This window comes from Microbacterium protaetiae, assembly GCF_004135285.1.
Lineage (GTDB): Bacteria > Actinomycetota > Actinomycetes > Actinomycetales > Microbacteriaceae > Microbacterium > Microbacterium protaetiae.
The window spans coordinates 3,137,440-3,149,651 of sequence record NZ_CP035494.1; the positions used below are offsets into that span (position 1 = coordinate 3,137,440).

Consider the following 12,212-nt stretch of genomic DNA (forward strand, 5'->3'; position numbering starts at 1 on the left):
CCGCGGATTCACGCGGAAATCGGGGGTCTCTTTTTGCCCGCCGAGGATGGGTCACGAGGGCGGCCACTCCACCAGCAGCAGCCCTTGCTTCGTGTCGGATACGGCGATGTCGTGGTCGCTGAGCCGGTAGGTCATGCCGTAGCCGTCTTCGTCGCGGCTCATGATCATCTCTTCGGGGGCGGTCAGATACACCACACCGTCGCCGTCGATCTTCTCCCAGCCCGAGTCGATGAGCTCCGTCGTGATCTCGTCGGACTGCTGTGCGCTCAGCGGTGCCCAGCCGTACACCTGCACCTGGTCGCTGGCCACCTTCGGGTCGCCCCAGGTGCACTGGATGCCGTCGGACAGTTCGATGTTTCCGACATAGAACGGGTCCTGACGCGCCGCCCATCCGGCATCGACGAAATCCTCGACGGTGTCGGAGGGAAGAATGGTGTCGCAGGTCGGCTCGGCGTTCTGACTGGGAGCGCTGGTCACCTGCGAGCCACTGATGGGGGCGGATGCCCCGGGTTCGGGAGTTGCCGGAGCGACGGTGCCGGAGTCCCCGTCGGCGCAGGCGGTCAGTGCCAGTGCGCCTGCCAAGACAGCCGTGGCAGCCAGAGCGTGCCGTGCGGTCGGACCGAGACGGATCACTGAGCGTCCGACCAGTGCAGCAGCTCGAGATACTCGTCGTGCAGAATGCCGTTGCTGGCCAATGACGAGCGCGTGCCCACGGCATCCTGCCCGTCGAAGTCGGTGAACCGGCCACCGGCTTCGCGCACGATGGGCACATGCGCGGCGATGTCGTATTCCTTGACGTCGAACTCGGCGACCATCTCCAGGCGTCCTTCGGCCAGAAGCATGTACGGCCAGGCGTCGCCATAGCCGCGGTCGCGCCAGACTGTGCGGCTGAGCCGCACGAGCGTGTCGAGGTGGCCTGCCTCATCCCACTGCGCAATGCTCTGAAAGCTGACACTGGATTCGTCGAGCGCATCGACCGTCGACACCCGCAGCCGGCGGGGACCGTCGTCGGTGCCATTGGTCCAGGCACCCTGGCCGGTCGCGCCCCACCACCGCCGCCCGAGCGCCGGCTGGCTGACCACTCCCACCTGCGGCACGCCGTCGACGGCAAGCGCGATGAGGGTGGCCCACATGGGAATGCCCTTCATGTAGTTGGCTGTTCCATCGATGGGGTCGATGATCCACTGGCGGGTCGTGGTGCCGGTGGCGCCATACTCCTCGCCGAAGATCCCGTCTTCCGGTCGCTGTGTGGCCAGGATGTCGCGGATAGCGCGCTCGGTGGCCAGATCCGCGTCGGTCACGTGGGTGGAATCGGCCTTGAGCAATACCCCGAGACGCGGATCGTCGAAATGCGCCATCGAGACATCATCGGCGGCATCGGCGATGCGCAGCGCGAGGGCGAGATCGTCTTCGAACTCGGGGTGCACGGCTGATGAGGAGGTGGGGGAGGTCACCTGCCCAGGATAACCGGGACGCCCCTGCCGGATTTCGTCGTGACCGGATCGGGATGCTAATGTTGACTCTCGGTTCGGCGCTGCGGTGAGCCGAGCACCTCTAGCTCAACGGCAGAGCAATTGACTCTTAATCAATGGGTTCTGGGTTCGAATCCCAGGGGGTGCACCACAAACCCCCGGAACTTCAACGAAGTCCGGGGGTTTCCTCTTGAGTCAAATTGTCCAGCGACACCTTTTCCGACACCTAAACCCCAAATCGAGGGGTTTCGGGGGAGGTCGCTTCCGCCGTTTCCCACTGACTACCGGCCGCATGCAGTCGCTCGCGCGCGCCGCGCATAGACGGTCCATGAGCGTTGCAATCCCCGGCCTTGAGCCGCTTCTGACCATCGACGAGCTGTCGGAGTACCTCGGGGTGCCCAACAGACCATCTACAACTGGCGGACGACAGCGACCACGGGATCAGGCAGCATCAAGCGGATCATGCAGTCCTATGCGTGTGAGGCTGCGAGGGCAACGCCGTCCAGGGCGAGTCGTCAGTATGGCCGGCGAATAGCCGCGAGCGTCAGAGTTCGAGGTTCGCCACGATGCGTGGCTGGCGTCGCGCCCAGAACCTTTCGATCTCCGCACGGGGCAACGGGAGGCCAGGGTCGTCTTCGACGTCGTCGAGGTACCCGAGGCCCCGCACGATGTTGGCGATGAGGTCACCAGGGCCGCGCGGTTGGTATTTCTCGATCAACAGTGTCAGTCCGTCCTCCATGGGGATGTGAGGGTCGATCTGCATGAGATCGAAGTAATCCCGGAGGGCTCCGCGATCCTGGATGACTTTGAGCTTTGTGGCAGTGATGTCTTCCAGTGAGGCGAGCCGTACGCCACCGAAGGTTGTGGTGGGCCGCAGGAGCCGTTGGCTGGATGCCTCCAAGAACTGGACCTTCGTGTTCTCGAAGATGCCGTTGAGTGTTCCTGAATCGGCTGTCGTTACGGCAAAGGTGCCGGCCTGCGCGAGTGCATCGGCCAGTGCGTCGACGTCGAAGGGGCGCTCGGTGAAGAAGTCGAGGTCGCGGCTGACCCTGTGACGCAGGTGCGCGGTCAGTCCCGTCCCTCCGGACAGGTACGCAGTGTCGGGGACGAGCGGGGCGATCGTCTCCCAGGCCGCCACTGTGTCGTCGGGGAGGAATCCTTCGAGTGTGGACAACCCGTCGCTCCCATCTAGTGAGGCCTCGGGGCCGGAGCGCACCTGTGGGGCGAACTTCCCGTCTAGTTCGCGGGGTTGCTCAGTGTTCATCTGCCCACCAGTTCTCCACGAGCGCACGGGTTGCCGGCTTGACGCCGCGGCGACCCAACGCCGTCTTGATGTCGACGCGGGAGATGTTCGCCAGCGCCCACGTCCACGCCCGGATGTCTGGCGCCTCCAGAAGCCTGCCCGCCATGTAGCTGCCATCTACGGCGGGGTCGAGGGTGGTGACGTCAGCGTTCCAGAACAGGTGATGCAGAGCGACCGGCAGGGGAGAGGGCTGCACCTTGCGGCGAGGAAGGCGGGTGCTTCGCACCTGATCCACGAGCGGCTGCAGCCAGGCCGGCGTGTTCACGAACCATCGCTTTTCGTGGCGGGCGCGGCCACTGGGCACGACAAGGTCACGCTGCTCGACGAGGCGATCGACGGCAAGCCGCTGCAAAGCGCGGGAAGTTGTTGTCGGGCTGAGCCCGGCGCGGGATGCCACTGATCGTGCGCTGGCCTGACCTAGCGGCGAGTGCGAAAGGACAGCCAGGACGCGGAGATCGGCCGGGTCGCGATCGGACGGCGGTGTGGAACCGCGCTCAGCGACAAGTGTCTTGACCACACCCTCCGGTGCCACACGAGTGTGCCCGCGCCCAACCCGTGGCACGCCTGCCCGGTCCAAGGCCTTGTGCGCGGTGGGGAGCGAGACGCCCAGCGCGCGGGCGACTTCCGGCGCGGCAACAACGCGGGTGTCCATATCTTTATTCTATCTCTTCTCCGATACGTTGCCCACCCGCGCAGGCGAAGCCTCCCATGAGCAGGCGTGGACTGGGCGTCACCGGTTGTGTTTAAGGAGGTAGGCGCGACTGATCACCGTGAATGATGCGCGGCTGCCGCCGTCGAACCGCTCGGTGTCCGTGCCGTTACTCCTCCGGCAGCACCCATTCGAAGGCGTGGGCCGTCGACCGTGCCCCCTGCGCTGTGCGTGAGCGGTTCGGCTCGTCGAGTTCGCCCAGCAGTGACTCACCCAGACGCACGAGATCTCCGAGGGCATCCGGGGTCAGCCATGGTGGACGTGTCGCGAACAGGATGTCTTCACTGGAAGTGTTGCCGCTGGCGCCGGGAGCAAACGGGCAACCGCCCAAGCCTCCCAACGCACCGTCGACCATCGTCGCCCCGGAAGTGATCGCGGCGAGCGTATTGGCCACGCCTATTCCCCACGTGTCATGCCCGTGGAAGACGAGCTCGCGCCCCGGACTGACCTGGTGCACGCGGGACACCAGATCCGAAACCTGGGCAGGGACTGCCTGGCCGAGGGTGTCGCAGATGACCACGCCTTCGGACCCGGCCGCTCGCGGGTCGGTCACGATCTGCAGAACCCGTTCCGGATCGACCGGCCCCTCGAAGGGACAGGTGAACGAGGTGGCGATGCACAGCTCGATGGTGGCGCCGGCCGCCTGCGCCAGCTCGATCGCCGCAGGCATCGCTGCCAGGCTCGCATCGGTGCTCCGACCGATGTTGGCGAGGTTGTGGCTGTCCGATGCCGAGAAGCAGTACTGCAGATTGCGGGCTCCCGCATCCAGCGCCTGTTCCACATGGCGGGGTGTGGCCACCCACAGCCAACAGGCCTCCAACTCTTGCGCCGTCAGTGCGCGCACCACCTCGAGAGTGTTCGCCATCGTCGGCACGAGGTCGGCGCGGGCCAGCGACCCGATCTCCAGCGCGGGAACACCGATGGCGAGAAGGCGTCGCACGATCTCCACCTTCCGCGCAGTGGAGAGCATCTTGCCGGTCAGCTGCAGGCCGTCCCGCAGGGTCACGTCGCGCAGGCGTGCTGCGGGGCTGAACGTCCCGTTTCCCTCGTGTTCGACATCCACGGTCCGCTCCTCTCTCGTCGCCTGCGCTCAGGCGGCGGCATCGCCCTCGAGCAGGGAACGGATCTCGCTGTCGGTCCACCCGAGGAGGTCGTGGCACACCTGTTCGGTGTGCTCTCCCAGACGTGGGCCCAGTGACCGCAGCGGCAGGGATTTCTCGCCCAGCAGGGGAACGACCCCGGGAAACCCTACGTTCTCGATCGTGCGTTCCCCGGTCCACACCGCTCGACGCTGCACCATCCCCCGCTGTGCGTACTGCGGATCACGGCCGATGTCTGCCGCGGTGTAGATCGGGCCCGAGGGGACTCCCGCCTCACCCAGCACACGCAGCGCGTCTGCACTGGTCTGATTGCTCGTCCATGCGTTGATCGCGGCCTCGATCTCATCCTGTCGATCGACTCTGCCCTGATTGGTGGCCAGGGTGGGATCGGCTGCCAGGTCCGAGCGGCCGATGATCTCCATCAGCCGCTGGAAGATCGAGTCGCCGTTGCCGGCGATGACGATGCTTCCGTCGCGACACAAGAAGGCGTTGCTCGGTGCGATGCCGGGCAGCCGGCCGCCGGTGCGCGTGCGCTCGACGCCGTACGCCTCCATATCGGGCAGCAATGACTCCATCATCGAGAAGACGGCCTCGGTGAGCGCCACATCCACCAGCCGGCGCGTCGAAGGAATGGATGCCGCGGAGTCCCTCTCGCGTGCAAAAAGATGCATCACCGCACCGAACGCCGCGTAGAGTCCGGCGATCGAGTCGCCGATCGACACGCCGGCTCGCACCGGTGGTCGATCGGGATCTCCCACGAGCGCCCGAAACCCGCCCATCGCCTCTGCGACGGCCGCGAACCCGGGCTGTGTGGCCATCGGGCCGGTCTGACCGTACGCAGACACCCGCGTGAGGATGAGATCCGGGTTGGCTTCGCGCAGCTCGTCGGGCCCCAGCCCCCACTTCTCCAGCGTTCCGGGCCGGAAGTTCTCGAGAAGGATGTCGCAGTGCTCGACAAGTTCCAGTACCAGCCGCCGCCCGGCTTCGCTGCGCAGATCCAACGCCATCGACTTCTTGTTCCGGTTGATGGTGTGGAAGAGCATCGAGGTCGTGCCTTCGTACAGCCGCCAGTTGCGCAACTCGTCTCCGGTGCCAGGCCGTTCGACTTTGATCACCTCGGCACCGAAGTCGGCGAGCAGTCGGCCTGCTGTGGGAGCAGCGATGTAGTTGCCCAGCTCGAGTACTCGAACGCCTGTCAGCGGAAGACGGGGTTCACCCGCTCCTTCCGCCGCATCAGCCCTTGACGAACTCATTGGTGTACGTCGTGCTCAGATCGATCTTCTTGTCACCGACCTCGGGATTGGCGACCCGCTGCGTGTCGAGCACCGCCTTCAGTCCGTCCTCGGGGAACACGCCGTCCTTGCTGTATGTGACTTTCACGTTGTCGATGGCCGCCGCATAAAGCGCCTTGTCGCCGGCAGAGAACTTCTCCGGCATCTTCGCGGCGATCTCGGCCCCGGTGTGGGTGTTCGCATAAGCGAGTGCCTTGGCCACGGCGTGTGCGAGCTTCTTCGCCGTCTCAGGATTCTTCTTGAGCCAGTCCGTCTGCGCGTAGAGGCAGGCCGAAGGCCACGCGTCGGTGCCGAACACGCTCTGGAGGCCGTCTGTGCTGCGGACGTCCTCGATGATCGCGGGATCCTTTCCCAGCCGCTTGGCCAGCACCGAGATGTCGGGCTCGAGCATGACGGCAGCGTCGACCTGGTTGTTCTCGACGGCGGCGACGGCGCTGGAGCCGGCACCGATCGCCGAGACCGACGCGTCACTCGTCTTGTCTCGTTTTTTGACCAGCAGGTACTTAAGGAACATGTCAGTGGACGAACCCGGAGCCGTGACGCCGACGTTCTTGCCCTTGAGGTCGCCGACGGTCTTGATGGAATCTTCGTTCTTCGGCGATACCACAAGGGCAAGGCCCGAAGACAGCCCGATGTCGACGAAGGCCTCGATCGGCTGGTGCTTGATCTGCATCTGGATGGTGTGCTCGTAGTACCCCGAGGTGACATCGGTGCTTCCGCCGAGCATCGCGGTGAGGGCCTTGGACCCGCCCTGCAGATCCTGCAGATCGACATCGAGCCCTTCATCCGTGAAGTACCCAAGCTGATCGGCCAAGGTCGTGGGCAGGTAGGTCAGCAGCGTCTGCCCGCCGACACCGATGGTCACTTTGGTCGCGGCGGCGTCACCGCCGTTCGAGTCCGATCCGCCGCCCTGTCCGGGTGGGGCCGCCGCCGGCGTTCCGCACGAGGCGAGCGCGAACGCCAGCGCTGCCACGCCGAGAACGGAGCCGAGCCGGCTCATGCCGCCCATGCGGTGCGGCGGCACACGGCCGGCGGTGTGCTTTTTCGAGGGGGACATATCGAGGTCCTTTCGAGTTGTGCGGGGGATGAGTGACACGGGTCAGGATGTCGAAGCCGGTCGCCAGCGCAGCAGGTAGCGCTCGATGCGGTTGACGCCGAGATCGACCAGGAGCACGACGAACATCAGGATGAACATGCCGGCGAACACGCCCTCGGTGTCGAACACGCCCTGCGCTTGCGCGATGGCGTAGCCGACACCCGATGACGCGCCCAGGTACTCGCCGACCACCGCGCCCGTGATCGCGAAGCCGACGCTGATGTGCAGGCTGGAGAAGATCCAGGTCAATGCGCTGGGGATGAACACGTGCCGCAGCAGCTGTCGCTCCGATGCCCCCAGCATCCGAGCGTTGTTCACCAGCACCCGGTCGACGCTCTTGACGCCCTCGAGGGTGTTGAAGAAGACGATGAAGAACACGAGAGTGAATCCGAAGGCGACTTTCGACCAGATGCCGAGCCCGAACCACAGAAGGAAGATCGGGGCCAGCACCACGCGCGGGAGGGCGTTGAACATCTGCAGGAACGGGGCGAACAGGCGTTCCAGAATGCCGACGCGCGCGAGCACGAATCCGAAGGCGAGCCCTGCCGCGCCACCGACGATGAAGGAGAGGAACGCTTCGATCAGGGTCACCCACAGGTGAGGGAAGACATAGCCCGTTGAGACCCAGACCCAGATCGTCTGAAGGATGTTCGAGGGCGCGGGGAAGAAGAACTCGTCGATCACCCCCAGTCGCACGAGAAGTTCCCACACGCCGAGTACGACGACCACCATTCCGAGCTGTGCAAGCCGCATCATCAGCGCGTTCGAGCCGCGCCGCCGCAGGCGGGGGATGCCGGTGAGTCGGTCTGCCTGCGCGGCGACGATGTTGCTCTGGGTGCTCGTCACGAGCTCACTCCGTCCGGAACAGCCTGGTTCTGATAGGTCTTGGACACTTCGACCCGCAGCCTGCTCCAGATCTCCTGGTGGATCTCGACGAACTGCGGGTTATCCCGAATAGCCAGAAGATCGCGGGGACGGGGGAGTGAGATCTCGTATGATCCGATGATCGTGCTGGCCGGTCCCGCTCCCAGGATCACGACCTCGTCGGCCAGAGCGATCGCCTCATCAAGGTCGTGGGTGATGAAGATGACGGCTTTGGATGACTCCTGCCAGATCGCGAGAAGCTCGTTTTCCATGATCTGGCGCGTTTGCACGTCCAACGCCGAGAACGGCTCGTCCATGAGCAGGATGTCGGGGTTGCCGATCCACGCCTGCGCGATCGCCGTCCGCTTGCGCATGCCGCCGGAGAGCTGATGCGGGTAGTGGTCGGCGAAATCCTTCAGCCCCACCTTGGCCAGCCACCCCTGCGACTGTGCGCGGGCTTCGCGTTTGCCGACGCCGGCCATCGTCAGTCCGAGCCCGACATTGTCGATGACGCTCTTCCATGGCAGCAGTGCGTCTTGCTGGAACATGTAGGCGGCGCGTCGGTTGACGCCGGTGACCGGGCTTCCGAAGCTCTTCGCCGTTCCTGAGGTGGGTGAGAGCAACCCCGCCGCCATGTTGAGGATCGTCGACTTGCCCGATCCGGTGGGGCCGACCACGGCGACGAACTTTCCCGGCCTCACCCTCAGCGTGACATCACGGACAGCGCAGTAGCTGCCGCCGCCCGGGGTCGTGAACTCGGCGGTGACGCCGTCGAGTTCGACGGCGAACTCATCGCCGGGCGCGTGGGCAGGGGTGGGTGATCCCGTCGAAGCCATCAGTACCTTCTCACCACATCGTGGGTTGGAACTTGGAATGTCGGTTTACCGTAGCACCCGGCGGGGCGTCACTCAAGGTGGAGGAGAACCGTGGCGAGGGGCTACGGGTGAGGCGCGGACCGCTCATCACACTCGGCGGGGATATGACCTGATCGTTGACGGCAGGGTGTGACCCTCCGTACGATCCGGACGAGACGAACCGGGACGAAGGCGCAGGTGAGGGATGTCGATGACAGATCAAGATCTCGACGGCAAACGTGCCGTCGTCACCGGAGGGGCCAGCGGCATCGGCCTGGCCTGCGCGCGCGAACTGGCCGGGCGGGGCGCCCACGTGGTGATCGCAGATCGCGACGCCGACGCGGCGCGGGACGTGGCATCCACCATCGACGGTGAAGCGTGGGAGGTCGACCTCTCTGACACCCGCGCGCTGGACGATCTGTCGCTGGACGCCGACATCCTGGTGAACAACGCCGGCATTCAGCGAGTGGCCCCCATCACCGAGTTCGACCCCGAGGCGTTCCGGCTCATCCAGCGGCTCATGGTGGAAGCTCCCTTTCTGCTGATCCGCGCCGCGCTGCCGGGCATGTACGAGCGCGGCTGGGGGCGCGTCGTGAACATCTCCAGCGCGCACGGGCTGCGCGCCAGCGCGTTCAAAGTGGCGTACGTGACCGCCAAGCATGCGCTCGAGGGGCTGTCGAAGGTCACCGCGCTGGAGGGCGCCGAGCACGGTGTCACGAGCAACTGCATAAATCCCGCCTATGTCCGCACGCCGCTGGTGCAGAAGCAGATCGTCGACCAGGCCGCGGTGCACGGCATTCCCGAATCCGAGGTGGTGGAGAAGATCATGCTCACCGAGACGGCCGTCAAGCGCCTGGTCGAGCCCGAAGAGGTGGCATCGCTCGCAGGCTGGCTCGTCGGCCCGCACTCGGGGATGACCACGGGCGCGTCGTACACCATCGACGGCGGCTGGACCGCACGATGAGCCGCGCACATCATGAGCTCGACGTGCCCGTCGACGGCGGGATGCTGCATGTCGGCGTCTCGGAGGCAGACACGCCCGATGCTCCGACAGCCCTCCTCATCCACGGCGTCACCTCTTCGCATCTCGCGTGGCCGTTCGTCGCTGACCGACTGCCGCACCTGCGGCTCGTGGCCCCCGACCTGCGCGGGCGCGGTCGCAGCAACACACTGGCCGGCCCGGCCGGCATGGTGGCGCACGCCGCCGACATGGTCGCGGTCCTGGATGCGCTGGATATCGACCGCGTGGTCGTCGTCGGACACTCGATGGGCGCGTTCGTCTCGGTCGTGCTGGCCGACCGGTACCCCGACCGTGTGGCCTCGCTCGTGCTTGTGGACGGGGGACTCCCGCTGGACGTGCCGCCGGGACTCGACCCCGACACGGCGATCCGTCTTGTGCTCGGGCCCACCGCCGAGCGCCTCGGAATGAGGTTCGCCTCGACCGATGAATACCTCGACTTCTGGCGCGCCCATCCGGCGTTCCGCACCGCCTGGACGAGCCAGCTCGAGGCGTACCTGGCCTACGATCTTGTCGACGATGGCCAGGGGGCACTGCGCCCCGCGACCGCGTACGCCACCGTGGTCGACGACACTGTCGACATGAACACGGGGACGGCGGTTCCCGACGCGCTCGCGCGGATGCGGCATCCCGCCCGTCTGTTCACCGTGCCGCGCGGCCTGCAAGACGAGCCGCCCGGGCTGTATGCACCGGCGTACCTCGATCGGCTTCTCGCCGACAACCCGGCTCTGGCGCATCGTCGTATCGAGGGCTTCAATCACTACACGATAGTGATGTCGCCCGACGGGGCGCAGGCCATCGCGCCCGAGATCGCCGCGGCCGTCAGCGCCGCGCCGCCGCGATCCGGGTCGTGAGCTGGTGGGCGTGCGCGAGCAGCGTGCGCCCCAGCTCGGGCAGGCGGTCGGGTCCGAACCTGAACTCTACGCCGTTCAGGCTCAGCGCCCATTGCGGATGCCCGTCACGAGTGAACACCGCTGCGCCGATGCCATAGCTGCCCTCGACGATCAGGCCGGGATTGAGTGAGTAGCCGCGCTCGGTCGTCTCACGCAGACGCGTGCGCAGGCGGGCTTCATCATGCGCCGGTCCGAAGCGCTGCGCGAGATCGGGATGTCTCTCGAAGTAGGCGTCCACATCGTGGGGCTCTTGGAACGCGAGGATCGCCAGGCCGGCGGAGGCGACGCCCAGGGGAAAGCGCGATCCTTCGTGCAGCACGAACGAGCGGATGGGAAAGCTGCCTTCCTCGTTGACCAGGCACACGGTCTCATCTCCCCGCCGGACCGAGAGGAAGGCGCTCTCTTCGGTGCGCACCGACAGCGAACGCACGATGTCGCGCGCGATCTCGGTGATGTCATAGCGGGCAGCGGCCACATTGCCCATCAGGAACAGCTCGGGCCCCGGCATCCACGCACCGCTGTGTTCGTCTTGGTCGACCAGGCCTTCGTGCCGCAGAGCGGCCAGCAGGCGGTGTGTGGTCGGACGCGTGAGATCAGACTGGCGCGCAAGCGCGGCGGTGCCTACGCCCGCGTCGCCGGCGGCAGTGACCAGCCGCAACAGTGCGGCCGCGCGGGAGACCGCCTGGGCGCCGGGTACGACCGCGTGTGTGTCCATGATATGGACGTTAGACGCACGGTGATCCATATCGCAAGACCCGGTAGTGCGCTGGATGCCGCACAGCGAGACGATGGAGGTGCGCGGCACGCGCATCACGACGAGGAGGTCCGTGTTGATCGACAAGCAGGTGGCAAGCGCGGCACACGCCGTCGCAGACATCCCCGACGGCGCGTCGATCGCCGTCGGCGGGTTCGGCCTCAGCGGCAACCCGATGGCGCTGATCGAAGCGCTGCTGGCACAGGGGACGACCGATCTGTCGGTGATCTCGAACAACTGCGGCGTTGATGACTGGGGGCTCGGACTTCTGCTGAACGAGCGCCGCATCCGCAAGATGACCTCGTCATACGTCGGCGAGAACAAGGAGTTCGAGCGCCAGTTTCTCGAGGGGGACCTCGAGCTCGAACTGACCCCGCAGGGCACGCTCGCCGAAAAACTGCGCGCCGGGGGAGCGGGCATCGCCGCCTTCTTCACCCCGACCGGGGTGGGCACCCAGGTTGCCGAGGGTGGGCTGCCGCGCCGCTACGACGGCCACGGCGGCATCGCCGTGGCATCTCCTGTCAAAGAGACCCGCACCTTCACGATCGGCGGTCGCGAACGCGAATACGTGCTCGAGGAGGGCATCGTGGCCGACTACGCACTGGTACACGCGCGGCGAGGCGACCGACACGGCAACCTCGTGTTCAACAAGGCCGCCCGCAACTTCAATCCGCTCGCCGCGATGAGCGGTCGCGTGTGCGTCGCCCAGGTTGAAGAGCTCGTCGAACCGGGCGAGATCGACCCCGATGCTGTGCACCTGCCAGGCATCTACGTGCACCGCATCGTGGAAGTGGGCACCGGGATCGAGAAGCGCATCGAGCGCCGCACCGTGGCGGCGCCCGCGGAAGGAGCATGAG

At 66.1% G+C, this 12,212-nt stretch carries 13 protein-coding genes and 1 tRNA gene; 4 read left to right on the forward strand and 10 right to left on the reverse strand.

The features are described from left to right. Nucleotides 1-51: 51 nt before the first annotated feature. A complete protein-coding gene (locus tag ET475_RS14520; RefSeq protein WP_129391814.1) occupies nucleotides 52-633 on the reverse strand; it encodes a hypothetical protein in 582 nt (193 codons plus the stop codon). Further along, entirely contained in the window at nucleotides 630-1,454 is an 825-nt protein-coding gene (locus tag ET475_RS14525; RefSeq protein WP_242497656.1) for an inositol monophosphatase family protein, read from the reverse strand. Before ET475_RS14525 ends, ET475_RS14520 begins: the two co-directional genes overlap by 4 nt. A gap of 94 nt (nucleotides 1,455-1,548) precedes the next feature. On the opposite strand from ET475_RS14525, the gene ET475_RS14530 reads away from it, so the two are divergent. Continuing rightward, nucleotides 1,549-1,623, forward strand: a tRNA-Lys gene (locus ET475_RS14530). A gap of 393 nt (nucleotides 1,624-2,016) precedes the next feature. Here ET475_RS14530 and ET475_RS14535 read toward each other — a convergent pair. The 7 genes from ET475_RS14535 to ET475_RS14565 form a co-directional block, all read right to left on the reverse strand. Continuing rightward, nucleotides 2,017-2,736 carry a nucleotidyl transferase AbiEii/AbiGii toxin family protein gene (locus tag ET475_RS14535; protein ID WP_165310948.1) on the reverse strand — a complete coding sequence of 240 codons (720 nt, stop codon included), beginning with the start codon at nucleotides 2,734-2,736 and terminating at the stop codon, nucleotides 2,017-2,019. Continuing rightward, the gene (locus tag ET475_RS14540; RefSeq protein WP_129391823.1) at nucleotides 2,726-3,427 is read right to left on the reverse strand and encodes a MarR family transcriptional regulator; all 702 of its coding nucleotides are present in this window, start codon (nucleotides 3,425-3,427) and stop codon (nucleotides 2,726-2,728) included. Before ET475_RS14540 ends, ET475_RS14535 begins: the two co-directional genes overlap by 11 nt. Before the next feature lie 166 nt (nucleotides 3,428-3,593). Beyond that, a complete protein-coding gene (locus ET475_RS14545) occupies nucleotides 3,594-4,547 on the reverse strand; it encodes a beta/alpha barrel domain-containing protein (protein ID WP_207205360.1) in 954 nt (317 codons plus the stop codon). A 27-nt stretch (nucleotides 4,548-4,574) separates the two neighbouring features. Further along, complete coding sequence (locus tag ET475_RS14550; RefSeq protein ID WP_129391826.1) at nucleotides 4,575-5,837, reverse strand: CaiB/BaiF CoA transferase family protein; 1,263 nt, start codon at nucleotides 5,835-5,837, stop codon at nucleotides 4,575-4,577. After that, nucleotides 5,818-6,933 carry an ABC transporter substrate-binding protein gene (locus ET475_RS14555; protein ID WP_129391829.1) on the reverse strand — a complete coding sequence of 372 codons (1,116 nt, stop codon included), beginning with the start codon at nucleotides 6,931-6,933 and terminating at the stop codon, nucleotides 5,818-5,820. The genes ET475_RS14550 and ET475_RS14555 overlap by 20 nt, the downstream gene beginning before the upstream one ends. Nucleotides 6,934-6,975: 42 nt before the next feature. After that, nucleotides 6,976-7,818, reverse strand: coding sequence for an ABC transporter permease (locus tag ET475_RS14560; protein WP_207205361.1), 843 nt, complete (start codon nucleotides 7,816-7,818; stop codon nucleotides 6,976-6,978). Further along, nucleotides 7,815-8,672 carry an ABC transporter ATP-binding protein gene (locus ET475_RS14565; protein WP_129391832.1) on the reverse strand — a complete coding sequence of 286 codons (858 nt, stop codon included), beginning with the start codon at nucleotides 8,670-8,672 and terminating at the stop codon, nucleotides 7,815-7,817. The genes ET475_RS14560 and ET475_RS14565 overlap by 4 nt, the downstream gene beginning before the upstream one ends. A gap of 229 nt (nucleotides 8,673-8,901) precedes the next feature. On the opposite strand from ET475_RS14565, the gene ET475_RS14570 reads away from it, so the two are divergent. Then, entirely contained in the window at nucleotides 8,902-9,654 is a 753-nt protein-coding gene (locus tag ET475_RS14570) for a 3-hydroxybutyrate dehydrogenase (protein WP_129391835.1), read from the forward strand. Further along, on the forward strand, nucleotides 9,651-10,562 hold the full coding sequence (locus ET475_RS14575) for an alpha/beta hydrolase (protein WP_129391838.1): 912 nt from the start codon (nucleotides 9,651-9,653) through the stop codon (nucleotides 10,560-10,562). The genes ET475_RS14570 and ET475_RS14575 overlap by 4 nt, the downstream gene beginning before the upstream one ends. On the opposite strand, the gene ET475_RS14580 is transcribed toward ET475_RS14575, so the two are convergent. Continuing rightward, nucleotides 10,531-11,316: an IclR family transcriptional regulator gene (locus tag ET475_RS14580; protein ID WP_129391841.1), complete on the reverse strand. Its 786-nt coding sequence runs from the start codon at nucleotides 11,314-11,316 to the stop codon at nucleotides 10,531-10,533. The genes ET475_RS14575 and ET475_RS14580 overlap by 32 nt on opposite strands. A gap of 115 nt (nucleotides 11,317-11,431) precedes the next feature. Between ET475_RS14580 and ET475_RS14585 the strand changes: the two genes are divergently transcribed. Further along, nucleotides 11,432-12,211 (forward strand): CoA transferase subunit A, encoded by a 780-nt coding sequence (locus ET475_RS14585; RefSeq protein WP_129394019.1) that lies wholly within the window; start codon nucleotides 11,432-11,434, stop codon nucleotides 12,209-12,211. Nucleotide 12,212: the final 1 nt, after the last annotated feature.

Bases quoted from the DNA above. Each gene is read 5' to 3' on its own strand.
- ET475_RS14535 (WP_165310948.1), bottom strand. From the start codon at position 2,736: ATGAACACTGAGCAACCCCGCGAACTAGACGGGAAGTTCGCCCCACAG.
- ET475_RS14540 (WP_129391823.1), bottom strand. From the start codon at position 3,427: ATGGACACCCGCGTTGTTGCCGCGCCGGAAGTCGCCCGCGCGCTGGGC.
- ET475_RS14550 (WP_129391826.1), bottom strand. From the start codon at position 5,837: ATGAGTTCGTCAAGGGCTGATGCGGCGGAAGGAGCGGGTGAACCCCGT.
- ET475_RS14555 (WP_129391829.1), bottom strand. From the start codon at position 6,933: ATGTCCCCCTCGAAAAAGCACACCGCCGGCCGTGTGCCGCCGCACCGC.
- ET475_RS14565 (WP_129391832.1), bottom strand. From the start codon at position 8,672: ATGGCTTCGACGGGATCACCCACCCCTGCCCACGCGCCCGGCGATGAG.
- ET475_RS14570 (WP_129391835.1), top strand. From the start codon at position 8,902: ATGACAGATCAAGATCTCGACGGCAAACGTGCCGTCGTCACCGGAGGG.
- ET475_RS14575 (WP_129391838.1), top strand. From the start codon at position 9,651: ATGAGCCGCGCACATCATGAGCTCGACGTGCCCGTCGACGGCGGGATG.
- ET475_RS14580 (WP_129391841.1), bottom strand. From the start codon at position 11,316: ATGGACACACACGCGGTCGTACCCGGCGCCCAGGCGGTCTCCCGCGCG.